This window comes from Cupriavidus sp. USMAA2-4 (assembly GCF_001854305.1).
Classification (GTDB): Bacteria; Pseudomonadota; Gammaproteobacteria; order Burkholderiales; family Burkholderiaceae; genus Cupriavidus; species Cupriavidus malaysiensis.
Window position 1 is genome coordinate 1,076,923 of the sequence record NZ_CP017749.1, and the last position, 25,007, is coordinate 1,101,929.

At 71.0% G+C, this 25,007-nt stretch carries 20 protein-coding genes; 10 read left to right on the forward strand and 10 right to left on the reverse strand.

The genetic code is table 11. The features are described 5' to 3' along the window. Window positions 1-386: 386 nt before the first annotated feature. Window positions 387-1,934 carry a class I adenylate-forming enzyme family protein gene (locus BKK79_RS24885; protein ID WP_071039139.1) on the reverse strand — a complete coding sequence of 516 codons (1,548 nt, stop codon included), beginning with the start codon at window positions 1,932-1,934 and terminating at the stop codon, window positions 387-389. Between the two features lie 160 nt (window positions 1,935-2,094). Next, the gene (locus BKK79_RS24890; protein ID WP_071017769.1) at window positions 2,095-3,261 is read right to left on the reverse strand and encodes an acyl-CoA dehydrogenase family protein; all 1,167 of its coding nucleotides are present in this window, start codon (window positions 3,259-3,261) and stop codon (window positions 2,095-2,097) included. Between the two features lie 437 nt (window positions 3,262-3,698). On the opposite strand from BKK79_RS24890, the gene BKK79_RS24895 reads away from it, so the two are divergent. From BKK79_RS24895 to BKK79_RS24920, 6 genes are all read left to right on the forward strand, one after another. After that, window positions 3,699-4,604, forward strand: coding sequence for an SDR family NAD(P)-dependent oxidoreductase (locus tag BKK79_RS24895; protein WP_418235926.1), 906 nt, complete (start codon window positions 3,699-3,701; stop codon window positions 4,602-4,604). A 164-nt stretch (window positions 4,605-4,768) separates the two neighbouring features. After that, window positions 4,769-5,662 (forward strand): MaoC/PaaZ C-terminal domain-containing protein, encoded by an 894-nt coding sequence (locus BKK79_RS24900; protein WP_071017767.1) that lies wholly within the window; start codon window positions 4,769-4,771, stop codon window positions 5,660-5,662. 161 nt (window positions 5,663-5,823) lie between these two features. Beyond that, on the forward strand, window positions 5,824-7,134 hold the full coding sequence (locus BKK79_RS24905; RefSeq protein ID WP_071039140.1) for an acetyl-CoA hydrolase/transferase family protein: 1,311 nt from the start codon (window positions 5,824-5,826) through the stop codon (window positions 7,132-7,134). 66 nt (window positions 7,135-7,200) lie between these two features. Next, on the forward strand, window positions 7,201-8,409 hold the full coding sequence (locus tag BKK79_RS24910) for an acetyl-CoA C-acetyltransferase (protein WP_071017765.1): 1,209 nt from the start codon (window positions 7,201-7,203) through the stop codon (window positions 8,407-8,409). 151 nt (window positions 8,410-8,560) lie between these two features. After that, window positions 8,561-9,544, forward strand: coding sequence for a Bug family tripartite tricarboxylate transporter substrate binding protein (locus BKK79_RS24915; protein ID WP_071039141.1), 984 nt, complete (start codon window positions 8,561-8,563; stop codon window positions 9,542-9,544). 227 nt (window positions 9,545-9,771) lie between these two features. Beyond that, on the forward strand, window positions 9,772-11,082 hold the full coding sequence (locus BKK79_RS24920) for a CaiB/BaiF CoA transferase family protein (RefSeq protein WP_071040350.1): 1,311 nt from the start codon (window positions 9,772-9,774) through the stop codon (window positions 11,080-11,082). Window positions 11,083-11,122: 40 nt separating this feature from the next. Here BKK79_RS24920 and BKK79_RS24925 read toward each other — a convergent pair whose 3' ends face one another. The 7 genes from BKK79_RS24925 to urtA all read right to left on the reverse strand — a co-directional run bounded on the left by BKK79_RS24925 (window position 11,123) and on the right by urtA (window position 17,657). Beyond that, window positions 11,123-11,437 carry an FmdB family zinc ribbon protein gene (locus BKK79_RS24925; RefSeq protein ID WP_071039142.1) on the reverse strand — a complete coding sequence of 105 codons (315 nt, stop codon included), beginning with the start codon at window positions 11,435-11,437 and terminating at the stop codon, window positions 11,123-11,125. Window positions 11,438-11,481: 44 nt separating this feature from the next. Continuing rightward, the gene (fmdA, locus tag BKK79_RS24930; protein ID WP_071017762.1) at window positions 11,482-12,714 is read right to left on the reverse strand and encodes a formamidase; all 1,233 of its coding nucleotides are present in this window, start codon (window positions 12,712-12,714) and stop codon (window positions 11,482-11,484) included. Window positions 12,715-12,776: 62 nt separating this feature from the next. Beyond that, window positions 12,777-13,466: an urea ABC transporter ATP-binding subunit UrtE gene (urtE, locus tag BKK79_RS24935; protein ID WP_071039143.1), complete on the reverse strand. Its 690-nt coding sequence runs from the start codon at window positions 13,464-13,466 to the stop codon at window positions 12,777-12,779. A 39-nt stretch (window positions 13,467-13,505) separates the two neighbouring features. Next, window positions 13,506-14,249, reverse strand: a complete 744-nt coding sequence (gene urtD / locus BKK79_RS24940; RefSeq protein ID WP_071039144.1) for an urea ABC transporter ATP-binding protein UrtD — start codon at window positions 14,247-14,249, stop codon at window positions 13,506-13,508. A 24-nt stretch (window positions 14,250-14,273) separates the two neighbouring features. Beyond that, window positions 14,274-15,407 (reverse strand): urea ABC transporter permease subunit UrtC, encoded by a 1,134-nt coding sequence (gene urtC / locus BKK79_RS24945; protein WP_071039145.1) that lies wholly within the window; start codon window positions 15,405-15,407, stop codon window positions 14,274-14,276. A gap of 12 nt (window positions 15,408-15,419) precedes the next feature. Further along, window positions 15,420-16,334, reverse strand: coding sequence for an urea ABC transporter permease subunit UrtB (urtB, locus tag BKK79_RS24950; RefSeq protein WP_071017754.1), 915 nt, complete (start codon window positions 16,332-16,334; stop codon window positions 15,420-15,422). 15 nt (window positions 16,335-16,349) lie between these two features. Continuing rightward, window positions 16,350-17,657 carry an urea ABC transporter substrate-binding protein gene (urtA, locus tag BKK79_RS24955; RefSeq protein ID WP_231908196.1) on the reverse strand — a complete coding sequence of 436 codons (1,308 nt, stop codon included), beginning with the start codon at window positions 17,655-17,657 and terminating at the stop codon, window positions 16,350-16,352. A 260-nt stretch (window positions 17,658-17,917) separates the two neighbouring features. Between urtA and BKK79_RS24960 the strand changes: the two genes are divergently transcribed. From BKK79_RS24960 to BKK79_RS24970, 3 genes are all read left to right on the forward strand, one after another. After that, window positions 17,918-21,286, forward strand: coding sequence for a hybrid sensor histidine kinase/response regulator (locus BKK79_RS24960; RefSeq protein ID WP_071039146.1), 3,369 nt, complete (start codon window positions 17,918-17,920; stop codon window positions 21,284-21,286). Next, complete coding sequence (locus tag BKK79_RS24965; protein ID WP_071039147.1) at window positions 21,270-22,193, forward strand: response regulator transcription factor; 924 nt, start codon at window positions 21,270-21,272, stop codon at window positions 22,191-22,193. The genes BKK79_RS24960 and BKK79_RS24965 overlap by 17 nt, the downstream gene beginning before the upstream one ends. Before the next feature lie 237 nt (window positions 22,194-22,430). Further along, window positions 22,431-23,720, forward strand: coding sequence for an acyl-CoA dehydrogenase family protein (locus BKK79_RS24970; protein ID WP_084085140.1), 1,290 nt, complete (start codon window positions 22,431-22,433; stop codon window positions 23,718-23,720). 273 nt (window positions 23,721-23,993) lie between these two features. Here BKK79_RS24970 and BKK79_RS24975 read toward each other — a convergent pair whose 3' ends face one another. Continuing rightward, window positions 23,994-24,194 (reverse strand): hypothetical protein, encoded by a 201-nt coding sequence (locus BKK79_RS24975; RefSeq protein ID WP_071017748.1) that lies wholly within the window; start codon window positions 24,192-24,194, stop codon window positions 23,994-23,996. A gap of 494 nt (window positions 24,195-24,688) precedes the next feature. On the opposite strand from BKK79_RS24975, the gene BKK79_RS24980 reads away from it, so the two are divergent. Continuing rightward, entirely contained in the window at window positions 24,689-24,913 is a 225-nt protein-coding gene (locus BKK79_RS24980) for a DUF2188 domain-containing protein (protein WP_071040352.1), read from the forward strand. The last annotated feature ends 94 nt before the right edge of the window (window positions 24,914-25,007 follow it).

Genomic DNA, 25,007 nt, shown 5'->3' on the forward strand with positions numbered 1-25,007 from the left:
ATAGTGTCCTGGCTCCCTCTCCCCGCACGGAGAGGGCGGGGGTGAGGGGTGGTCTAGCAAGGCGCCAAGCCCAGCGAAGCCAACGGTGTGATCCAGCGCGCGAGCACAGAGACGAAGCCAACGGTGTGATCCAGCACGCAAGCACGGAAACAAAGCCGATGGTGTGATCCCACCCGCCACGGCCAGCCAGCGCCTGCCCTCACCCCCGGCCCCTCTCCCGCAGGCGGGAGAGGGGAGCGAACCGGCGCGATGCGAAACCCAACGCGCTTGCCGAAGCCGACGAGATGCACCAACACCGAGCGCCAAGCACACGGTCTTGGCGCCCTCTCCCGCAGGCGGGAGAGGGGGGCAGACCAGCGGGGAGCCAACCGGCGCACCGCCGGCGGCTAGCGCGGCTCCGCCAGCATGCCGCGCAGCTGGAGCTTGAGCAGCTTGCCGCTCGCGGTGCGGGGAATGGTGGCGACGCGCAGGATGCGCTGCGGCCGCTTGTAGGGCGAGAGGCGTTCCTTCAGGTAGGCCTGCACCGCCGGCACGTCGAACGCTTGTCCTTCGGCCACCTCGACGAAGGCGACCACTTCCTCGTCGCCGTCCTGGCCCGGCATGCCGACCACCGCGGAGACACGGATCGACGGATGCGCATTGAGCACCGACTCGACCTCGATCGGATAGACGTTGAAGCCCGAGCGGATGATCAGGTCCTTGGTGCGGCCGACGATGAAGAGCGCGCCGTCCTCGTCGAGCCGGCCGATGTCGCCGGTGTTGAGCCAGCCGTCGGGACGCAGCGCGGCGGCGGTGAGTTCCGGCGCATGGTAGTAGCCGCGCATCACGCCCGGGCCCCTGACCCACAGCTCGCCCGGCGTGCCGGCCGGCACCGGCTGACCGTCGGCGCCGACCACGCGCAGTTCCGCGCCCTCGACGATCTGGCCCGCCGAGCAGTCGGCGCGCGGCTGCTCCATGCGCGTGACGAACAGCGAGCCGGCGTACTCGGTCATGCCGTAGCCGTGGTGCAGCGGCAGGCCGAACAGGGCCTCCACCTCGCGCTTCAGCGTCAGGTCCAGCGGGCCGCCGCCGGTGTAGAGGTAGCGCAGCCGGCCCCACGGCTGCGCGCCGGGGCCCTGCGCGCCTGGGCCTTGCGCGCGTAAGTGGGCCAGGATGCGGCTGAACAGGGTCGGCACGCCCTGCAGGATGGAGATCTCGCCCGCGCGCAGCGCCGCCACCACGTCGGCGGCGCTGAAGCGGGCGCACAGGTACAGGCTGGCGCCGGCCTGGAAGGTGGACAGCAGCACCGTCGCCAGCCCGAACACGTGCGACATCGGCATCAGCGCGTAGGCGCAGTCGTGCGGCCGCAGCCGGCGCGACGCCACCGTGACGCGGGCATAGTGCAGCAGGCCGCGGTGGGTGACCATCACCCCTTTCGGCTGCCCGGTGGTGCCGGAGGTATAGAGCAGCGCGGCGACCTCGCGCGCGACCGCTTCGGGCTCGCGCGGACTGGCCGTGTCGAGCGCGCCCGCCATCAGCGGGCCGAGGCCGGGCAGCACGCTCTCCAGCGCGCGATAGCGCACGCCATGGCGCAGCGCGTCCGGCGACGCGCCATGGGTGAACAGCGCCAGGCGCGGCCGGCAGTGCGCATGGATCTCATCGACCTCGCGCTCCGACAGGCGCGCATTGACCACCACCGGCCAGGCGCCGAGCTCCGACAGCGCGAACAGCAGCGTGATCACCGCCAGGCAGTTCTCGGCGACGACCAGCACGCGATCGCCGGTGGCCACGCCCTGGTCCTGCAGGTAGGCGCGCGCCGCTTCCACGTTCGCCCACAGCTGCGCATAGGACACCGTGCGGCCGTCTTCGACCACGGCCGTATCGTCGGGGGCCAGCCCGGCGCGCTGGCGCGGGATATCGCTGATCCGCTGCGCGGTGGTGGGGGGCGGGGACATCTCGCTGGGGTTCCTGGGCAAGGCGGTCGATCGGCGGGCGGGGCCCGGCGGGCCCCGATGGGTGCCAGTGTAGGGTCGCCCGGGACGGGGTGCAATCGCCGGGCGTGACGTGCCCGGCGCGGGGCGGCCCGCCCCCGCCCGGGGGAGGGCCGGCCGGGGCTCAGAACGAGCGCGGCAGGCCGAGGATGTGCTCGGCCACGTAGGAATAGATCAGGTTGGTCGAGATCGGCGCCACCTGGTACAGGCGCGTCTCGCGGAACTTGCGCTCCACGTCGTACTCGCAGGCGAAGCCGAAACCGCCATGGAACTGCAGGCAGGCGTTGCCGGCCTCCCAGCTCGCCTTGGCCGCCAGGTACTTGGCCATGTTCGCCTGGGCGCCCATCGGCTGGTGTGCGTCGAACAGCTCGCAGGCCTTCCAGCGCATCAGGTTGGCGGCCTCCAGCTCGATGAAGGTCTCGGCGATGGGGAACTGCACGCCCTGGTTCTGGCCGATGGGGCGGCCGAACACCTGGCGCTCCTTCACGTACTGGGTGACGCGGTCCATGAACCAGTAGCCGTCGCCGATGCATTCGGCGGCGATCAGGGTGCGCTCGGCATTGAGGCCGTCGAGGATGTACTTGAAGCCCTTGCCCTCCTCGCCGATCAGGTTCTCCTCGGGAATCTCCAGGTCCTCGAAGAACAGTTCGTTGGTCTCGTGGTTGACCATGTTCGGGATCGGACGCACGATCATGCCCTTCTTCTGCGCCTCGTGCAGGTCCACCATGAAGATGGACATGCCCTCGCTCTTCTTCTTGACCTCGGCCAGCGGCGTGGTGCGCGCCAGCAGGATCATCCAGTCGCTGTGCTGCACGCGGCTGATCCATACCTTCTGGCCGTTGACGACGTAGCGCCCGTCCTTCTTCTCGGCCTTGGTCTTGATCTTGGTGGTGTCGGTGCCGGTGGTCGGTTCGGTCACGCCCATGGACTGCAGGCGCCACTCGCCGGAAGCGATCTTGGGCAGGTACTTCTGCTTCTGCGCTTCGGAGCCGTGGCGCAGCAGCGTGCCCATGTTGTACATCTGGCCGTGGCAGGCGCCGGAGTTGCCGCCGCAGCGGTTGATCTCCTCCATGATGACCGAGGCCTCGGTCAGCCCCAGGCCGGAGCCGCCGTACTCCTGCGGGATCAGCGCGGCCAGCCAGCCGGCCTTGGTGAGCGCGTTGACGAAGGCCTCGGGATAGGCACGCTGCTCGTCCACTTTGCGGAAGTACTCGTCCGGGAACTCGGCGCACAGCGCGCGCACCGCGTCGCGGATTTCCTGGTAGTTGTTGGATTGGGTCTGCTCGATCATGGAAACGTTCGGCGTGTTGGCTGTTCAGGGCCCCCGGGCTTGCCGCGCAAGCGCCGGCGGTGCGGCGGCGCGGGCCGGCACGGCGGCGGCGGGCCGCTGCCCGCACACGCCGGACCCGGTCCACGCCCGTGTCTGGTACGTCAGGTCCGCATGGTCGGGCCAGTCGGCCGCCGGCGCAATCAGCGTTTGCGGAAGCGCGTCTTCGCGTGTGCTTAAGTCCTGCCCGGGTCGCGCCGGGATCGTGCCGGGATCGTGCCCCCGCGGCGCCGCGCCAGGCCGCTCCGCCGCCGCCTTGCACTTCACTTCCACCCCACGGTCGCGCCCCACTTTCACCATTGCCGAAGGCGGCCATTGGCATTGTCGAATAGCGCAAAACGCCGTTTGGCGAGATCCTGCCGGCAATTTCCGTACACAAGAGAGGGACCGACATGGCAGGCATGATGCAGGACAAGGTGGTGGTGGTGACGGGCGCCGGCGGCGGCATCGGGCGCGATATCGCCCTGGCCATGGCCGCCGAGGGCGCCAAGGTGGTGGTCAACGACATCGGCACCTCGACCAACGGCGAAGGCCAGGATGCCGGTCCCGCGCAGCGCGTGGTCGAAGAGATCCAGGCCGCCGGCGGCCAGGCGGTGGCCAACACGGACAGCGTGTCGGAAGCCAACAGCGCGGCCCGCATCATCGCCTGCGCCGTGGACACCTTCGGCCGCGTCGACGGCGTGGTGAACAACGCCGGCATCCTGCGCGACCGCTTCTTCCACAAGATGAGCGTGGACGAATGGGACGCCGTGCTCAAGGTGCACCTGTACGGCAGCTACTACATGAGCCGCGCCGCCGCCAACCACTTCAAGGAGCAGGAGGGCGGCGCCTTCGTGCACATGACCTCGACCTCGGGCCTGATCGGCAACCTGGGCCAGGCCAACTACAGCGCCGCCAAGCTCGGCCTGGTGGCGCTGTCCAAGAGCATCGCGCTGGACATGCAGAAGTTCAACGTGCGCTCCAACTGCATCGCGCCGTTCGCCTGGAGCCGCATGATCGGCTCGATCCCCACCGACACGCCCGAGCAGCAGGCGCGCGTGGCCAAGATCCAGCAGATGACGCCCAACAAGATCGCGCCGCTGGCCGTCTACCTGCTCTCCGACGCTGCCCGCGAGGTCAATGCCCAGGTCTTTGCCGTGCGCAACAACGAGATCTTCGTCATGAGCCAGCCGCGCCCGCTGCGCTCCGTGCACCGCAGCGAAGGCTGGACGCCCGGCTTCATCGCGGAACACGGCATGCCGGCGCTCAAGGCCGCCTTCGTGCCGATGGAGCGCTCGGGCGACGTGTTCTGCTGGGATCCGGTCTGAGCCGACGCGAGCGGCAGGAACCACCCGGCAGCACCCGCAGCACCCGGCAGCACCCGCAGAACCCGCAGAACCCGCAGAACCCGCAGAACCCGCAGAACCCGCAGAACCCGCAGAGCCCGCCAGCAGCACCAACGATCCGAGCCAGCGACCAGGAGGAGACACCCATGGCCATCCGCTACGACCACCTCAAGCAGCGCGCCTTCGCGCCCATCCGCCAGCACTACGCCGAGCGCGACACCATGCTGTACGCGCTCAGCCTGGGCCTGGGCAGCGACCCGCTGGACGAGGCCGCCCTGCCCTTCGTGTTCGAGGGCAAGGCCGGCGGCCTGCGCGCCCTGCCCACCCAGGCCGTGGTGCTCGGCTATCCGGGCTTCTGGGCGCGCGAGGCCGACACCGGCATCGACTGGGTCAAGCTGCTGCACGGCGAGCAGCGCATGCGCCTGCACCGCCCGCTGCCGGCCAGCGCCGACATCGTCGGCCACAACCGCATCACCCACCTGAGCGACAAGGGCGAGGGCAAGGGCGCCATCATGGTGACCGAGCGGCGCCTGGAAACCGCGCAGGGCGAACTGCTCGCCACCGTGCAGCAGGTCTCCTTCCTGCGCGGCGACGGCGGCTACAGCCTGCGCGACGGCGGCCAGCCCAGCGACGCGCCGCTGCCGGCGCTGCAGCCCGTGCCCGAGGAGCGCGCCCCGGACTTCACCGACACCCGGGCGATCCGCCCCGAGGCCGCGCTGCTGTACCGCCTGATGGGCGACTACAACCCGCTGCATGCCGACCCGGCGGTGGCCGCCGCGGCCGGTTTCGCGCGCCCCATCCTGCACGGCCTGGCCAGCTACGGCCTGGTGGGGCATGCGCTGCTGCGCCAGTGCGCCGGCGGCGACCCGGCCCGCCTGCGCGCGCTCGACATCCGCTTCGCCGCGCCGGTCTACCCCGGCGAGACGCTGGTGACCGAGATCTGGCGCGTGCCGGGCCAGCCGAACCACTTCCAGCTGCGCGCCCGCGTGGCCGAGCGCGACAAGGTCGTGCTCAGCCACGGCTGGGCCGAGCTTGCCTGAGCCGCTTGCCTGAGCCGGCCCGAGCGCCGACACCGGCCGACACCGGCCGACAGCGGCCGGCACCGGCCGGCATTCCGCCCGACCGCCATCCCGCCGCCGGCCGCAGCCCGGCCGCCGGCCTGCCCCCCCCTGCCCCCTGCCCCCTTAGGAGCTACCGTTCCGTGGACACGCAAACCCTGGCCTCGCGACTGCAGGCCCTGATCCGCCCCGGCGACACCGTCTGGTGGGGACAGGCCACCGCCGAGCCGCTGACCCTGACGCGCGCGCTGGTCGGGCACCGCCACGCCATCGCCCAGGGCGGGCGGCTCGGCATCTTCGTCGGCATCGGCCAGGCCGACACGCTGCAGCCCGCGCAGGCCGACGTGTTCGACTTCTTCGGCTACGCCGCCAGCGGCCCGCACCGGCAGCTGGCCAAGGCCGGCGTGCTGGACATCGTGCCCAGCCACTACTCGCACCTGCCCGGCCTGATCCGCGCCGGCACGCTGCCGGCGGACGTGGTGCTGGTACAGGTGTCGCCCGCCGACGAACTGGGCCGCCACAGCCTGAGCGTGGTGCACGAATACATGCCGGCCGCGCTCGACCGCGCCCGCGTGGTCATCGCCGAGGTCAATCCCGCCCTGCCCTGGACCCATGGCAGCCGCTACCTGACGGCGGACGACATCGACCTGCTGGTGCCGGCGCAGTATCCGCCGCTGGACCTCGGCCGCGGCGCCCCCGGCGAGGCCGAGCAGGCCATCGCGCGCCATATCGCCGGCTGGATCGAGGATGGCGCCACCTTGCAGATGGGCATCGGCAACCTGCCCGAGGCGGTGGTGGCCGCCCTGCACGGCCACCGCGACCTGGGGCTGCACAGCGGCGCCGTCGGCGACGGCATCGCCGCGCTGGCCGAGGCCGGCGTGCTGACCAACGCGCGCAAGACCGTCGACACCGGCCTCGGCATCGGCGGCATCCTGATGGGCGGCGAGCGGGTGCGGCGCTGGGCCCACCGCAACGCAGGCTTCGAGCTGCGCGAGACCCGCTATACCCACGACCCCGAGGTGCTCGCCGCCAGCCACAAGCTGGCCGCCATCAACGCCGCGATCGAGGTCGACCTGACCGGCCAGGTCAATGCCGAGGTGGCCGCCGGCGTCTACGTCGGCGCCGTGGGCGGCGCGGTCGACTTCCTGCGCGGCGCGGCGCGCAGCCGCGGCGGCCTGCCCATCGTCGCCCTGCCGGCCACGGCCAAGGACAGCAGCCGCATCGTGGCGGCGCTGTCCGGCCCGGTCAGCACGCCGCGCGCCGACGCCGGCCTGATCGTCACCGAATACGGCGTGGCCGACCTGCGTGGCGCGACGCTGTCGCAACGCATGCGCCGCATGCTGGACATCGCCGCGCCGGCGCACCGCGCCGAGCTCGAACGGCAGGGCCATGCGCTGCTGCGCCAGTGCGGCGCGGTCTTCGTGGCCCAGCCGGGACCGGCGGCCGCGGCCTGACATGCCGGCCGCCGATCCCGCCTGACCGACCCAGCCCATTCCACAGACCTTCCCAAGGAGACTCCCATGCGCAGAGCCGCAATCGTCACCCCCCTCCGCACCCCCGTCGGCACCTTCGGCGGCAGCCTGCGACCGGTGCCCGTCGAGGAACTGGCCGCCACCACGGTGCGCGCCGTGGTGCAGAAGAGCGGCATCGATCCCGCCCGCATCGACGACGTGGTGTTCGCCCAGTCCTACGCCAACAGCGAAGTGCCTTGCGTGGGCCGCTGGGCCGCGCTGCAGGCCGGCCTGCCGGTCGAGGTGCCGGGCATGCAGCTCGACCGCCGCTGCGGCGGCGGCCTGCAGGCCATCGTCACCGCCGCGATGATGGTGCAGAGCGGCGCCGCCGACGTGGTGATCGCGGGTGGCGTGGAGAGCATGAGCAATATCGAGTACTACACCACCGACATGCGCTGGGGCGCGCGCTCGGGCAATGTGCGCTTCTTCGACCGCCTCGACCGCGGCCGCGAACGCTCGCAGCCGGTGGAGCGCTTCGGCAGGATCTCCGGCATGATCGAGACCGCCGAGAACCTGGCGCGCGACTACGGCATCAGCCGCGAGCAGGCCGACGCCTTCGCCGTGCGCAGCCACGCGCGCGCCGCGGCGGCGTGGGAAGCGGGCCGCTTCGCCGACGAGATCGTGCCGGTCCAGGTGCCGCAGCGCAAGGGCGACCCCGTCGCCTTCACGCGCGACGAGGGCTTCCGCCCCGATACCTCGCTGGCCAGCCTGGCCAAGCTGCGCGCATTGATGCCGGACGGCACCGTCACCGCGGGCAACGCCAGCCAGCAGAACGATGCCTCCGCCGCCTGCCTGATCGTGGCCGAGGACAAGCTGGCCGAGCTCGGCCTCACCCCCATGGCCACGCTGGTGGGCTGGGCGGCCGCCGGCTGCGAGCCCTCGCACATGGGCATCGGCCCGGTGCCGGCGGTGAAGAAGCTGCTGGCGCGCCTGAACCTGACGCTGGAGCAGATGGACCTGGTCGAGCTGAACGAGGCCTTCGCCTGCCAGGTGCTCGCCGTGCTCAAGGGCTGGGACTGGCACGACCAGGATGCCATCGAGCACAAGCTCAACGTCAATGGCTCCGGCATCTCGCTGGGCCACCCGATCGGCGCCACCGGCGTGCGCATCCTGGCCACGCTGCTGCACGAGCTGCAGCGCCGCGGCGGCCGCTATGGGCTGGAAACCATGTGCATCGGCGGCGGCCAGGGTATCGCCGCCGTCTTCGAGCGCTGCTGACGCGGCGCCGTTCCCCCTGAAGCGCAGCACCCCGCGCCCGCGCGCCGGCCCGACCGGCGGCGCGGCGGGCGCAGCCGTGCCTGGGTCTCCTGCGTTTCCTGCTTTCCGCTTCCTGTTTTCCGTTTCCCGCATTACGAAGGAGATTGTCTTGATGTCCGCTTCACGCCGCCGCCTCCTGCTGTCCACCCTTGCCCTGTGCGGCGCGGCGCTGGCCACCGTCCCCGCGCACGCGCAGGTCGGCGGCCAGCCGATCCGCCTGGTGGTGGGCTACGCCGCCGGCGGCCCCGCGGACCAGGCCGCGCGCCTGTTCGCCGTCGCGCTGGGCAAGAGCCTCAACGCCAACGTCATCGTCGACAACAAGCCCGGCGCCAACGCGACGCTGGCCGGCCACGATGTGGTGCGCGCCCGCCCCGACGGCAACACGCTGTGGTTCGCCGCCAGCGCCGCGCTGACCGTGGCGCCCAACATCATGCGGCACCTCCCGTTCGATCCGGCCAAGGACCTCACGCCGGTGGCACCGGTGGCGCGCTACTACAACATGCTGGTGGCCAACCAGAAGGAGCCGTTCCGCACCACCCAGGAGCTGGTGGCCTACGCCAAGGCCCACCCCGGCAAGCTCAGCTACGGCTCGTCCGGCGTGGGCAGCTCCAACCATATCGCCGCGGCCCTGTTCGCCCGGCAGGCGCAGATCGAGCTGAACCACATCCCCTACAAGGGCAACGCGCCGGCCATGACGGACACCATCGGCGGCCAGATCGACCTGCTGTTCGACATCATCAGCACCGCCAGCTCCTACGTGCACGGCGGCAAGGTCAAGGCCATCGCCGTGGGTTCGCCCAAGCGCAGCCCCGCGCTGCCCGACGTGCCGACCTTCCGCGAGTCCGGCATCGCCGGACTCAAGGACTACGAGGCCGGCGGCTGGTACGCCATCTACGCGCCCAGGGGCATGGCCCCCGAGCTGGCCCGCAAGCTGGGCCAGGCGGTGCAGCAGGCCGTGGCCGACCCCGACCTCAAGAAGCGCTACGCCGACGTCGGCTACGAGCAGTGGAACGGCAACGCGCAGGACGTGGTGAACACGGCCGCGCGCGAGCGCGCCCAGTGGGCCACCGTGCTCCAGGGCGTGACGCTGGACTGAGCGCGCCGCCGCGACGTGCGGCGGTTCCGCCGGTACGAAGGGAGCCCGCAGGTCCAGCAGGTCATCATCGCGCGCAACATGGTGCGCGAAGCGCGCGGCGCCGCCCGGGAAGCGTCGCCCAAAGACCGCCTTCCAAAATCCCGAACTCAGGCGCACGGGCGCCCTCTAGCATGGACGCCCGTGCCTGCCGTGCCTGCAGGCTGCCCGTCCCGTTCGCCCCGACCGCCATGACCGACGCTTCCTCCGTCTCCGCCCCCTCCGCCCCTGCCGGTGCCCCCGGTGCCCCCGGTGCCCCCGGTGCCTTGAGCCACCTGCGCGTACTCGACCTCTCACGCGTGCTGGCCGGCCCATGGTGCACACAGAACCTTGCCGACCTGGGCGCGGACGTGATCAAGATCGAAAAGCCCGGCGAAGGCGACGACACCCGCCACTGGGGCCCCCCGTTCTTCGCCGACGAGTCCGGCGCGCCGACCCGCCAGGCCTGCTACTTCGCCGCCTGCAACCGCAACAAGCGCTCGCTCACCGTGGACATGGCGACCAGCGAGGGCCAGGCGCTGATCCGCGAGCTGGCCCGCCAGAGCGACGTGGTGGTGGAGAACTTCAAGACCGGCGGCCTCAAGCGCTACGGGCTGGACTACGACAGCCTGCGCGAGCTGAACCCGCGCCTGATCTACTGTTCCGTGACCGGCTTCGGCCACACCGGCCCCTATGCCGCGCGGCCCGGCTACGACCTGCTGATCCAGGCCATGAGCGGCCTGATGAGCATCACCGGCCATGCCGACGGCGAGCCCGGCGGCGGCCCGATGAAGGTCGGCGTGGCGGTGATCGACCTGTTCACCGGCATGTATGCCACCACCGCCATCCTGGGCGCGCTGGAGGCCCGCCACCGCACCGGCCGCGGCCAGCACATCGACATCGCGCTGCTGGACGTCGCCATGGCCGTGCTGGCCAACCAGGGCGCCGGCTTCCTCAATGCCGGCAACGTGCCGCAGCGCCAGGGCAATATCCATCCCAGCGTGGTGCCCTACCAGGACTTCCCCACCGCCGACGGCAATATGCTGCTGGCGATCGGCAACGACGGCCAGTTCGCGCGCTTCTGCGAGGCCGCCGAAGTGGACTGGGCGCAGGACGAGCGCTTCGCCACCAATGCCGGCCGCGTGACCCACCGCAAGACGCTGATCCCGCTGATGATGGAGGTCACGCGCGGCCGCCCCACGGCGCAGTGGATCACGCTGCTGGAGGCCAAGACGGTACCGTGCGGCCCGATCAACGACATCGCCCAGGCCTACGACGATCCGCAGGTGCGCCACCGCGGCCTGCGCATCGAGCAGGAGCGCTACCCGGGCGCGCGCCCGCCGGCGTCCGACGGCATCGCCCCGGTGGTCAGCACCGCCAGCCCGCTGCGCCTGTCCGACACGCCGCCGACGCTGCGCCATGCGCCGCCGGCGCTGGGCCAGCATACCGAGGAAGTGCTGCGGGACTACCTGCAGATCGGCCCGGAGCAGTTCGCGGCGCTGCGCGCCAAGGGCGTCGTGTAGCACCCGTCCCGGCGCCGCCGGCGGACGAGGACAGGCGCGTTCAGTGGCTGATCATCCAGGGCCGCGAGCCCGCCTGCCTGGCGCCCTCCGCGCGCCCCGCCAGCTTCACCGGCCCGCAGCAGCCGCAGCCCGGTCCGTGCCGCGCGCTTTCCTTGGGCGCGCTGGCGCTGCGCTCGTTGAGCGCGTGCGCCTGGCGCGTCGCGGCGTTCATGCTGGCCAGCGCGGGCGCGGCCACCCAGGCACGGGGCGCGTACGCCCCGCAGCCGGGGCAGCGCGCCGCCTCGTCGCGCCGCGCCATCGGCCGCATCACGGCGAAGTCGCCGCAGTCATCGCATCGGTAGTCGTAGGTGGGCATCGGTTCTCCGCAATGGTGGCAACGGTGGGGCGCGACGATCCGCCTCAGGGCAGGTCCGGCGACAGCGGCAGGTCCACGCCGCCCTGGATCATGCGCGCCGGGCCGCTGGCGCTCGGGCGGATGTCGAAGTCGAAGATCTGCGTCGGCAGCCACAGCGTGGCGCAGGCGTTCGGCACGTCGACCACGCCGCTGATATGGCCCTGCACGGGCGCGGTGCCGAGGATCGAGTAGGCCTGGGCGCGCGAGTAGCCGAACTTGGTCAGGTACTCGATGGCGTTCAGGCAGGCCTGGCGGTAGGCCACGTTCACGTCGAGGTAGTGCTGCTTGCCCGCCTCGTCCACCGAGATGCCTTCGAAGATCAGGTAGTCGTTGTAGGCCGGCGTGATCGGGCTGGGCTTGAAGATCGGATTGCGGATGCCGTACTTGGCCATGCCGCCCTTGATCAGCGACACGCGCATGTGGACCCAGCCAGCCATCTCGATGGCGCCGCAGAAGGTGATCTCGCCATCGCCCTGGCTGAAGTGCAGGTCGCCCACCGACAGGCCCGCGCCATCGACGTAGACCGGGAAGTAGACCTTGGCGCCGCGCGACAGGTCCTTGATATCGCAGTTGCCGCCATGCTCGCGCGGCGGCACCGTGCGCGCGCCGGCGGCGGCCGCCTGCTCGCGCGCGTCGCCCTGCAGCCGGCCCATGTGGGCGGTGGCGGCGAAGGGCGGGTTGGCCAGCCCGGGCACGCGGGCGGGATCGCTGGAAATCAGCTCCGCTTCGCGCCGGTTCCACGTCTCCAGCATGGCCTTGTCCGGCAGGCAGCCGATCAGCCCGGGATGGATCAGGCCGGCGAAGTTCACGCCGGGAATATGGCGCGACGAGGTGAACATGCCGTGGAAGTCCCAGATCGACTTCTGCGCCTGCGGGAAATGGTCGGTGAGGAAGCCGCCGCCGTTCTGCCTGGAGAAGAAGCCGTTGAAGCCCCACTGGCTGTCGGCCTTGGCGCCGATGTCGAGCAGGTCGACCACCAGCAGGTCGCCGGGCTCGGCGCCTTCGACGCCGACCGGGCCGGAGAGGAAATGCACGATCGACAGGTCGATGTCGCGCACGTCGTCGGCCGAATCGTTGTTCTGGATGAAGCCGCCGGTCCAGTCGTAGGTCTCCAGGATGAAATCGTCGCCCGGCTTGACCCAGCAGGCCATCGGGATATCCGGGTGCCAGCGGTTGTGCACGTCGGGGTTTTCGTAGGGCGACTGGGCCAGGTCGACCTGGATCAGGGTGTCTGTCATGGCGATGCCTCCTGCTTGGGATGCCGGTGGTGGGAAGTGGGATGTGGGAGTGGGAAGGCCGCTCAGACCGAGAGCAGCGCGCGGATATGGCCGACGTCGGTGCTGTCGCGGGCGGTCTCGTGGACGAAGCGGCCGCCCTCGATGACCAGCAGCCGGTCGGCCACGTCGAGCGCGAAGCTCAGGACCTGCTCGGAGAAGACGATGGTGATGCCGCGCGTGCGGCGGATCTCGTCGAGCGCGCGCGCGATGTCCTTGATGATCGACGGCTGGATGCCCTCGGTCGGCTCGTCGAGCAGCAGCACCTTGGGCTCGGCGACCAGGGCGCGCGCGATCGCCAGTTGCTGCTGCTGGCCGCCCGACAGGTTGCCGCCCTTGCGCTTGCGCATCTCGAACAGCACCGGGAACATGGCGAAGATGTCCTCCGGAATGCGGCGCGCGCTGCCCTGCTGCATGCCGGTCAGGATGTTCTCCTCGACGCTCAGGTGGGAGAAGATCATGCGGCCCTGCGGCACGTAGCCGAGGCCGGCGCGCACGCGGCGGTAGCTCTCCTCGCGCGCGACGTCGCGGCCGTCGACGCGCACCTCGCCGGAACGCACCGGCAGCATGCCGATCATGGCCTTGAACAGCGTGGTCTTGCCCATGCCGTTGCGGCCCATGATGGCCACCGTCTCGCCCTGCGCGGCCGCGAACGAGACGCCGTGCAGCGCCTCGCTCTGGCCATAGTTGACGACCACGTTATCGACGCTCAGCATGCGGGCTTCCTCCTGTCGCGTTGGATTGGGGCGGCCATCTCAATGGCCCAGGTAGACGTCGATCACGCGCGGGTCGCTCTGCACCTGCGCCATCGAGCCTTCGGCCAGGATCCTTCCCTGGTGCATCACGGTGACCTTGTGGGCGATCTGCTGCACGAAGTCCATGTCGTGCTCGATCACGATCACGGCGCGCCCCTTGCTGATGCGGCGCAGCAGCGCGGCGGTCTGCTCGCGCTCGCGCACGCTCATGCCGGCGATCGGCTCGTCCAGCATCAGCAGCTGCGGTTCCTGCATCAGCAGCATGCCGATCTCCAGCCATTGCTTCTGGCCGTGCGACAACTGCGCGGCCTCGCGCTCCAGCGCGTCGCCGAGGCCGATCTCGGCGGCCACTCCGGCCACGCGCCGGCGCACCTCGTCGGTGGTGCGGAAGGCCAGCGCGCCCAGCACGCCGCGCCCGCGCGGGAAGGACACCGCCAGGTTCTGGAACACGCTCAGGTTCTCGTAGATCGACGGGGTCTGGAACTTGCGGCCGATGCCGGCGCGCACGATCTCGTACTCCGGCAGGCCGCTCATCTCGCGGTTGGCGAACTTGATGCTGCCGCCGCTGGCGCGCGTCTTGCCGCAGATGAGATCGAGCAGCGTGGTCTTGCCGGCGCCGTTCGGGCCGATGATCACGCGCAGCTCGTCGCGGTCGACGTAGAGCGTAAGCCCGTCGATCGCCTTGAAGCCGTCGAAGGAAACCGTCAGGTCCTCGACGGCCAGCATGAAGTCGGTATTGCTCATGGTCGCTCCCGCTCGGGTTCAGGCTCAGGCAGTCTTGGCAGGGATGCCGTCGGCGGGCTCCTGCGGTGTCTCGCCGGCGCGGCGGCCCAGGTACTTGCCGTAGAGGCCGGCCAGCCCGTCGGGAAAGGCCACCACCACGCCGATGAAGAGCGCCGCCATCAGGAACAGCCACAGGTCGGGAAAGCTCTCCGAGAAGTAGGTCTTGCCGGCGTTGACCAGCAGCGTGCCCCACACGGCGCCGACCAGGCTCATGCGCCCGCCCACGGCGGCGAAGATCACCATCTCGATCGACGGCACGATGCCGACGAAGGACGGCGACATGAAGCCGACCTGCAGCGTGAACAGGGCCCCTCCGACCGCCGCCAGCGCGGCCGCCAGGCAGAACACGAAGACCTTGAACATGGCGACGTCGTAGCCGGAGAAGCGCACCCGGTCCTCCTTGTCGCGCATGGCCAGCAGCAGCACGCCCAGCTTGGTGTGCTGGATCCAGCGGCACAGCGCCATGGCGCCCAGCAGCAGGGCCACGTTGACGAAGTACAGCACCAGCCGCGCGCCGTCGGTGCGGATGTCCCAGCCGAGCAGGGTCTTCAGGTCGGTGATGCCGTTGACGCCGCCGGTGTAGCCCTGCTGGCCGATGATCAGCACCGACAGGATCAGCGCCACCGCCTGCGTGATGATGGCGAAGTAGACGCCGCCGACACGGCGCCGGAACATGGCGAAGCCGACCACGAAGGCCAGCAGCACCGGGACGGCGACCACGCCGAGCAGCGCCAGCGGCAGGTGGCGGAACGGCTCCCACCACCAGGGCAGCGCGGTGAGCTGGTTCCAGTCCATGAAGTCCGGGATGCCCGGCGTCGACTGGATCGCGGTGCTCTTGGCGTCCGAGGCCTCGAGCTTGAGGAACATCGCCATGGCGTAGCCGCCGAGGCCGAAGAACACGCCCTGGCCGAGGCTGAGCACGCCGCCGTAGCCCCACAGCATGACCAGGCCGACGGCGACGAAGGCATAGCTGAGGTACTTGCCGATCAGGTTCAGGCGGAACACGTCGCACGCCAGCGGCAGCACCACCAGCAGCACCAGGGCCAGCACGGCGTAGCCGAGCCATTCGCCGCGCAGCGCGGCCAGCGCGGCGCGGGGGAGGGATTTCGTGGCAGGCATCTGCAACTCCGGTTAGCGCCGCACCGCGGGGGCGAACAGGCCCTGCGGACGGATCATCAGGATGGTCACGATCAGCAGCAGCGTCAGCACGCGCGCCATCGAGCCGGTCAGGAAGAACTCGGTGATCGACTGCGTCTGCGCGATGCCGAAGGCCGAGGCCACCGTCCCCGCCAGGCTGGCCGCGCCGCCGAAGGTCACCACCAGGAAGGAGTCGACGATGTAGAGCGAGCCGCTGGTCGGCCCGGTCGAGCCGATCGTGGTGAAGGCCGCGCCGGCCACGCCGGCGATGCCGCAGCCGATGGCGAAGGTGAGCCGGTCGGTGCGCCGCGTATGGATGCCGGCGGCATTGGCCATGGCGCGGTTGGCGGTGGTGGCGCGCACGCGCAGGCCCCAGCGCGAGCGGTACAGCGCCAGCCAGACCAGCCCCGCCACGCACAGCGTCAGCGCCATCACGAAGAGGCCGTTGATGGGGATGTCGAGGCCGGGCGCCGGTGTCCACGAGCCCATCAGCCAGTCGGGCAGCGTGGGGCTGACCTCCTTGGGCCCGAAGGTCGAGCGGAACACCTGCTGCATGCCGAGCGACAGGCCCCAGGTGGCCAGCAGCGTGTCGAGCGGGCGCCGGTAGAGGTGCCGGATCAGGGCCCACTCGGCCAGCCAGCCGGCGGCGAAGGCGATCACGAAGGCCGCGCCGATGGCCAGCGGGAAGTAGTACGGCATCCAGGCGGGCGCCAGGCGCTCGACCGTGGCCGAGGCCAGGAAGATGGTGTAGGCGCCGATGGTCATGAACTCGCCATGGGCCATGTTGATGACCCCCATCTGGCCGAAGATGATGGCCAGCCCGAGGGCCATCAGCAACAGCACCGAGAACAGGCTCAGGCCGGCGAAGCCCTGCATCAGGCCGATGTTCAGCATGTCGGAGAGACTCATGACCGGCTCCTCGGCTTACTGGTAGCCCTTGGGGAAGGGATTGGGCGGGATCAGCTGCGGCGACTCGGCCACCACCTTGAACTGGCCATCGAGCTGGGCCAGGCCGACGCGCGTCTTGCTCCACAGGTGGTGGTTCGGATCGACCTTGACGTAGCCCTCGGGCGCGCTCTTCAGCTCGATGCCCGGCGAGGCCGCCACCACCTTGTCGACATCGAAGCTGCCGGCGCGCTCGACCGCGGCCTTCCACAGCCAGGGACCGAGGTAGGCGGCCTGGGTGACGTCGCCGATCACCGACTTGGCGCCGTACTTGGCCTTGAAGGCGTCGACGAACTGCTTGTTGTTGGGGTTGTCGAGCGACTGGAAGTACTTCATGGCGGCGTAGAAGCCGGCGATGTTCTCGCCGCCGATGCCGAGCACCTCGTCCTCGGTCACCGAGATGGTCAGCAGGAACTGCTTGTCCGCGGTGATGCCTGCGGCCTTGAGCTGCTTGTAGAAGGCCACGTTGGAGCCGCCCACCACGATGGCGTAGATGCAGTCCGGTTTGGCCACCTTGATCTTGTTGATCAGCGAGTTGAAGTTGGTGTGGCCGAGCGGGTAGTACTCCTCGCCGACCACCTTCAGCTTGAGGAAGTTCTCGATGTGCTTGCGCGCGATCTTGTTCGAGGTGCGCGGCCAGATGTAGTCGGAGCCGATCAGGAAGAAGCTCTTGGCGCCCTTCTGCCTGGCCGCCCAGTCCAGTCCCCAGAGGATCTGCTGGGTGGCTTCCTGCCCGGTGTAGATCACGTTCTTCGACTGCTCCAGGCCTTCGTAGAAGGTGGGGTAGTAGAGCAGGCCGTTCTCCTTCTCGAAGACCGGCAGCACCGCCTTGCGCGAGGCCGAGGTCCAGCAGCCGAACACGGCGGCGACGCGGTCGTTGACCAGCAGCTTCTTCGACTTCTCGGCGAAGGTGGGCCAGTCCGAGGCGCCGTCCTCCTTGATCACCTTGATCTTGCGGCCCAGCACGCCGCCGGCGGCGTTGATCTGGTCGATGGCGAGCTGCTCGGCCTGGATCGAGCCGGTCTCCGAGATCGCCATGGTGCCGGTGGCCGAGTGGAGCTGGCCCACGATGACCTCGCCGTCGCTGACGGCCAGCCGGGTGGTGTTGACCGCCGCGGTGGGCGGGTTGGCGGCGCCGGCCTGGCCGGCCAGGCCCGCCAGCGACAGCGCCGGCAGGGTGGCGATGCCCTGCACCAGCCGGCGCCGCGGCAGCGATACGGCGCGGCCTTCGGCGGGAATGGGCGAGGACGGCGCGGGGCTGGCCCCGTCTCGGTTCTTGTCACGCATGGTCGATGCTCCTTGGCGGCAGGTGGGATAGGGATCGGGTTCGGGATCGGGATCGGGATCGGTGCCGCGGCGCGGGGATGCTGCGGTGCGGCGTTGAGCGGACTATGCGGCGGCGGCGCCGGCGCGGCCATACGTCATTCAACGTACGCGGCACCGCGGCACGCTTCTTGCGTCGCGCAGCGGCATCGCCGATCGTTCCGACTTCCCGTCGGCCTCTTTCGTCCCTGTTCCAGTCCCTGTCCCGGTCCCTGCCCCTGTCCATGTCGAGCGCCAGCCAACCCGTCCAGCGCATCAGCAAGATCCGGCGCGACTACAACCGCTGGGTCGCCGACGAGACGCTCGAGGACTACGCGCTGCGCTTTGCACCAAGATCGTTCCGCAAGTGGAGCGCCTTCCGCGTCGCCAATACCGCTTTTGGTGCGGTAGCCTTCCTCGCGCTGGAGGCGATCGGCGCCGCCATCACGCTGAGCTACGGCTTCACCAATGCGATGTGGGCCATCGGCGCGGCGGCGCTGGTGATCTTCCTGACCGGCCTGCCGATCTCCTACTACGCGGCGCGGCACGGCCTGGACATGGACCTGCTGGCGCGCGGCGCGGGCTTCGGCTACCTGGGCTCGACCATCACCTCGCTGATCTACGCCAGCTTCACCTTCATCTTCTTCGCCCTCGAGGCGGCCATCATGGCGCAGGCCTTCGAGATGCTGTTCGGCCTGCCGCGCCCGCTCGGCTACCTGCTGTCCGCGCTGGTGGTGATCCCGCTGGTGACGCACGGCGTCACGCTGCTGTCGCGCATCCAGCTGTGGACCCAGCCGCTCTGGCTGGTGCTGCTGGTGCTGCCGTACGCGCTGATCCTGTGGCGCGAGCCGCACCGCTATGCCGACTTCCTGACCCTGAACGGGCGCCTGGCGGACGGCGACGGCTTCTCGTGGCACGCCTTCGGCGCCGCCGCCACGGTGGCCGCGGCACTGATCGCCCAGATCGGCGAACAGGTCGACTTCCTGCGTTTCATGCCGCCGCTGACGCGGCACAACCGCCTGCGCTGGTGGGGCGCGCTGATCGCGGCCGGGCCGGGCTGGATCGTGCTGGGGGCGGCGAAGATGGCCGGCGGCGCCTTCCTCGCCTTCATCGTGCTGCAGGCCGAGCTGCCGATCGCGCACGCGCTGGAGCCGACGCAGATGTACCTCGCCGGCTTCGCGCGCGGCCTCGGCGGCAGCTGGCCGGCCTGGGTCCCGGTGGCGCTGACCGGGGTGCTGGTGCTGGTCTCGCAGACCAAGATCAACATCACCAATGCCTACGCCGGCTCGCTGGCCTGGTCGAACGTGTTCGCGCGCCTGACCCACAGCCACCCGGGGCGCGTGGTGTGGCTCGCCTTCAACGTGCTGATCGCGCTGATGCTGATGGCGATGGGGGTGTTCGAGGCGCTCGAGCAGGTGCTGGCGCTCTACGCGCACCTGGCCGTGGCCTGGGTCGGCGCGCTGTTCGCCGATCTCGTCATCAGCAAGCCGCTGGGGCTGTCGCCGCGCGCCATCGAATTCCGCCGCGCCTACCTGTTCGACATCAATCCGGCCGGCTTCGGCGGCATGGCGCTGGCTTCCGCGCTGTCGCTGCTGGCGCACCTGGGCGTGTTCGGCGAGACCCTGCGCCCGGCCTCGATCGGCATCGCCCTGGCCCTGTCCATCGCCCTGCCGCCGCTGATCGCGCTGGCGACACAGTCGCGCTACTTCATCGCGCGCGCGCCGGTCGATTTCGGCAAGCGCCATGCCGTCATCCGCTGCGCGATCTGCCGCAATCCCTTCGAGCAGGAAGACGTGGCCGCCTGCCCGGCCTACCGCGGCCCGATCTGCTCGCTCTGCTGCACCCTCGACGCGCGCTGCGGCGACCGCTGCAAGCCGGGCGCGAGCGCGCAGGAGCAGATCGCCACCGCGCTGGCGCGCGTGCTGCCGGCCGGCACGCCGCCGTCGACGGCGCGCCGCATCGGCCAGTTCGCGCTGGTGCTGGCCGGCATGGTGTTCACCTTCGGTACCCTGCTGTGGCTGCTGTACACGCAGGAACAGCTCTCCAGCCCGCTCGCCGTGCGCGGCAGCCTGTTCCTGAAGATCGGCGCCGGCCTGGTGCTGTTCGCCGCCGTGGCGGCGTGGTGGCTGGTGCTGGCCAACGAGAGCCGCACCGTGGCGCAGGAGGAGTCGGAGCGGCAGAACGTGCTGCTGCAGATGGAGATCGACGCGCACCGCCACACCGATGCGCTGCTGCAGAACGCCAAGGAGGTGGCGGAGCAGGCCAACCAGGCCAAGAGCCGCTTCATCACCGGCATGAGCCACGAGATGCGCGCCGGCCTCAATTCGATCCTGGGCTACTCGCAGCTGCTGCTGCGCGCGCCCGCGCCGCCGGCGGCGTGGCGCGAGGACGTGCGCACCATCGGCCGCGCCGGCGAGCACCTGTCCAGCCTGGTCGACGGCCTGCTGGAGCTGTCGCGCATCGAGGCCGGCAAGCTGCGCCTGGAGCAGGAGGCGGTCGCGCTCGAAGAACTGCTCGACGACCTGGTGCGCATGTTCCGGCCGCTCGCCGCGGCGCGCGGCCTGGCCTTCCGCTACCGCGTGGAAGGCACGCTGCCCTCGCACGTGCACGGCGATTCCAAGCGGCTGCGCCAGATCGTCATCAATCTCGTCAGCAACGCCATCAAGTTCACCGAGCACGGCAGCGTCACGCTGAGCGTGCGCCACCAGCGCGAGCTGGCCACCCTCAGCGTGGCCGACACCGGTCCCGGCATCGCCGCCGAGGACCAGGCACGCATCTTCGATCCCTTCGAACGCGCCAACCCGCACGACGATCGCGAGGGCATCGGCCTGGGGCTGGCCATCGTGCGCCTGCTGGCGGACCTGATGGGCGGCGATATCCGCCTGCGCAGCGCCCCGGGCGCCGGCAGCGAGTTCACCGTGCGGCTCTACCTGCCGGCCGTGGCCGCCGCCGCGCGGCCGGCCGTCGCCGCGGCCGCCGCCCCGCTGGTGCCGCACGCGCGCGTGCTGGTGGTCGACGACCGCGCCGCGCACCGCGCGGTGCTGCGCGGCTTCCTGGCGCCGCTGGGCCTGGCGGTGCGCGAGGCCGGCGAAGGCGCGGCGGTGCTGCCCGCGCTGCGCCAGTGGCGCCCGCAGCTGGTGCTGCTCGACCTGAACCTGCCCGATGCCTCCGGCTGGGACCTGTGCCGGCGCATCCGCGCCGAGCCGGCACCGCCGCAGGTCGTCATCGTCTCGGCCAACGCGCACCAGAACACCGAGGAGGCACGCCTGCTGCATGGCCATCTCGGCTTCGTCAGCAAGCCGGTGCGCGAGGCCGAACTGCTCGACATGGTGCGGCGCGCGCTGGCCGCGCCGCCGGCGCAGCTGGAAGCACGGCTGGAACCACCGCCGCCAGCGCAGCCGCCAGCACAGCCGCCCGCGCCCGACCTGCTGCGCGAACTGCTGCAACTGGGCGCCAGCGGCCGGCAGCGCGCCCTCGAAGCCCTGCTGGCCGAACTGGCCGACGGCGGCGGCGCGGTCGGCGCCTGGGCGCACCGCATGCTCGCGCTGGCGCGCAGCGACGGCGCGGCACTGAACGCATCCCTAGGCGAGGCCCTGCATGGCACCCGATCCTGATCTGCTCGACTCCTCGCCCGCCCTGGCTGGCGCGACCCGGGTCCTCGTGGTGGACGACAGCCCCGACGCGCGCGGCTTCCTGGCGCGTGCCCTGGGCGAGGAAGCCATGCAGGTCCACGCGGCGGCGAGCGGCGGCGCCGCCCTCGACGCGCTGGCCGCGTTCGCGCCCGATGCCGTGCTGCTGGACGTCGACATGCCGGGCATGGACGGCTTCGCCACCTGCTCGGCGATGATGGACCGCCACGCCGACCTGCCGGTCATCTTCATGACGGGGCTGGGCGAGACGCGGCACATCGTGCGCGGCTTCGAGGTCGGGGCCTGCGACTACGTGACCAAGCCGGTGGTGATCGCCGAGGTGGTGGCGCGCGTGCGCTCGCACGCCGGCAAGGCGCGGCTGGCGCGCAGCGCGCGCGAGGCCGTGCTGGCCAGCGCGGTGCCGATGTGCGCGGCCGGGCCCGATGGCCGCCTGCTGTGGGCCAACGCCAGCGCCACGGCGCTGCTGCGGGCGCACGGCTGGGCCTCGGCAGCCGCCGGGGCGCCATTGCCGCCCGCCTGGCGCGAGGCCTTCCAGCGCCTCGGCGCCGCCGCGCAGGACGGACAGGCCGGAGCCGATGGAGGGGACCGGGTGGACGGGCTCGGCGGACTACGCCTGCGCCGCCTGACCGGCGCCGGCACCACCGTGGTCGTGGTCGAACTGTCGCGCGGCGAAACCGCCGGCCCCGCGCTGACGGCGCGCGAAGCCGAGGTGATGATCTGGGTCGCGCGCGGCAAGACCAACCGTGACGTGGCGGAGATCCTCGGCATGAGCCCGCGCACCGTCAACAAGCACCTCGAGCACATCTACGAGAAGCTCGGCGTGGAAACCCGCACGGCGGCGGTGGCGGCGGCACAGCGCAGCCTGGGGTAGCGCGCCCCCGGCGCCGGGGGGACGCGCCGCCGCCGGCCTGAGTCAGAACCGCATATACAAAGACGAAACGCTTGTTTGCCGGAGCGGCCCGGCGTTGCTAACGTGGTGCCTGGCCCGGCTCGGCGACGACCGCGCCGCCGCGCGCCAGCGCATCCAGGCGAAGCCGGCCGCGACGCCATCGGCGGTCGCCGTCCAGCATCCACCCTTTCCACCTCCCTCTCGTGACACCTCATCGCCATGGCTGATACCGACAGCTTGCCGGCGGCGCCCGCCGCCGCGCCTCCACGCGCCCACGCCGGCGCCACCGCCACCGCCATCAATCCGCACCCGGCACCGCCCGGCCAGCCGCTGCCGCCCGCCGGCGACGCGGCCGCGCTGTTCCAGCGCGCGCAGGCCCTGCTGCCCCGCATCGCGCATGGCGCGGCACAACGTGAACGCGAACGGGAACTACCGTATGCCCTGGCCCGCGAAGTCGCCAACGCCGGCCTGCTGACCTTCCGCATCCCCAAGGCTTATGGCGGCCCCGGCGGCAGCATGCGCGACGCGATCCGCTTCCTGATCGACCTGGCCGCGGTGGACTCCAACCTGGCCCAGGCGCTGCGCCCGAACTTCGGCCTCGTCGAGGGCCTGCTGTCCGGCCAGGACAACGAGGCCGAGCGGCAGCTTTGGTTCCAGCGCCTGCTGGCGGGCCAGATCGTGGGCAACGGCGGTGTGGAACGCGGCGGCAGGCATGGCGAGATCCGCGCCACCATCCGGCGGCGGGGCGACCACTACGTCGTCAACGGCACCAAGTACTACAGCACCGGCGCGCTGTACGCCGACTGGATCAGCTCCATCGCGCTGGACGAGCACGGCAAGGAGACCCACTTCGCGGTGCCGCGCGGCCGTGCCGGACTGGAGCTGGTCGACGACTTCGACGCGATCGGCCAGCGCCTCACCGCCAGCGGCACCACGCGCTTCGCCGATCTCCGCGTCGAGGCGGATGAGCTGCGCATCAGCTACTTCCCGCGCGACCGCCGCAACCCGGTCACCCCGCTGTTCCAGCTATACCTGGCCGCCACCGAGGCCGGCATCGCGCGCAACGCGCTCCATGACGCGACCTGGTTCGCCCGCGAGAAGGCCCGCCCCATCAAGCACAGCTCGGCGCAGCGTTCGGTGGACGACCCCTATGTGCAGGAGACCATCGGGCAGATCGCCGCCCTCGTCTTCGCCGCCGAGGCCACCACCCTGCGCGCCGCCGAGGCGATCGACGCGGCCTGGGCCGACCGGCTCAGCAACGCATCGCTGACCGAAGCCTCCATCGCGGTGGCCCAGGCCCAGTACTTCGCCGTCGATGCCGCGCTGAAGAGTTCGGAGTTCGCCTTCGACGTGGGCGGCGCCTCGTCCTGCGACCGTGAGTACAACCTGGACCGGCACTGGCGCAATGCCCGCACCGTGGCCAACCACAATCCGCGCCAGTGGAAGGCGGCGGTGGTCGGCGCCTGGCTGCTGAAGGGCGAGGCGCCGCCGACCACGGGCCTGTTCTGAGTGCGGCGGCAGGGGCGGCGGCCGGCGCCGATCGCCGTGCCGGCGCGGTGCTCAACCACCGCCGGCTGGCCCAGGCGCTCGCCGAGCGGCTTGCCCGGCCGCCGCCCCGGCGCGTCGGTGGCGCCGCCTGGCGGATCGGGCACCACGAGGCGGATCGGACGTGCCGGATAGGACTGCGCCAGGGCCGCGGGGAACAATCGAATCGGCATATCGATATGCCGGCAGATATGCCGGCATATATGGCGGCATAGGCCAGGCATGCCCGGGCCGGCATCAGCCGGCGCGGCGCCAGCGACGTGCGCAGTACCAGGCGCCGAGCACGCCCGCGGCGACGCAGAACGCCCCCAGGCAACGCAGTTCGGCCAGGCTGAGGCCGGCCAGCCAACGGTGGCCGGGGGGCGTGAACAACAGCCATGCCACGCCGGCGCTCGCCAGCACGAGCAAGGCGAGCGCGAACTCCTCGAGCAGCCGCATCAGCGCGGCCCTCCTGGATTCACCACGGCGAGCATCCCTCTTCATCACGCTGCGGCACGGCGGCATGGCGCGCTCCCCGGTTCCCGCACGGCGCAGGCGCGCGCGCAGGCCCTGGCGATCGCTGCCGGTCCGGCCCCCTGTTCTCTGCTTCCGGTGATCGGCTTCCGGTGATCTGCTTCCGGTGATCTGCTTCCGGTGATCTGCTTCCGGTGATCTGCTTCCGGTGATCTGCTTCCAGTCTAGTCTCCCGCCGCACACGCTTCAGGTCCGCAAGGAGGGACCGGGTGCGCGGCAGCGCCTGGGGGACGGACGGGCACTGCGGGATGGGCATTGCGCCACATGGGCAAGCCAAAGGACATGGCGACTGTCAGCGCTCTCGGCCGCGATGGCCCGGCCGTCTGGAAACGCACCAATGTAGGAGGTCGTCCGATACCGTACGGCACCCCCTTCACCTATAAGTTCGTTATGCAGATATCGACGATGCGATGCCGAACATGACGATCGCTACCATCCAAGTGGCGTGCGCCAGCAATGGTCAGTGGGAAGTGGTTTCCGATGGACCTGGCGGCGAACGCTGCTGCTTTACGTCCCGGGCGGCCGCCATTGCCGCGGGCGTGCAGCAGGCACGGGAACACGATGCCTTGCTTATCATCCGCGGCGTCGAGGACCAGCTGACCGAGCGGGACCTCCAGCCTCCCACCGACCCGTGCGTCCCATAGCGTAGCGTCTTTGCCCCCGACCCGCCCCCGACCGCGCGGCGCCAGCCGGGCCGCGCGCCTGCCCCGCCTGCGGTGTGCCTCCCGTGCAAGCAGG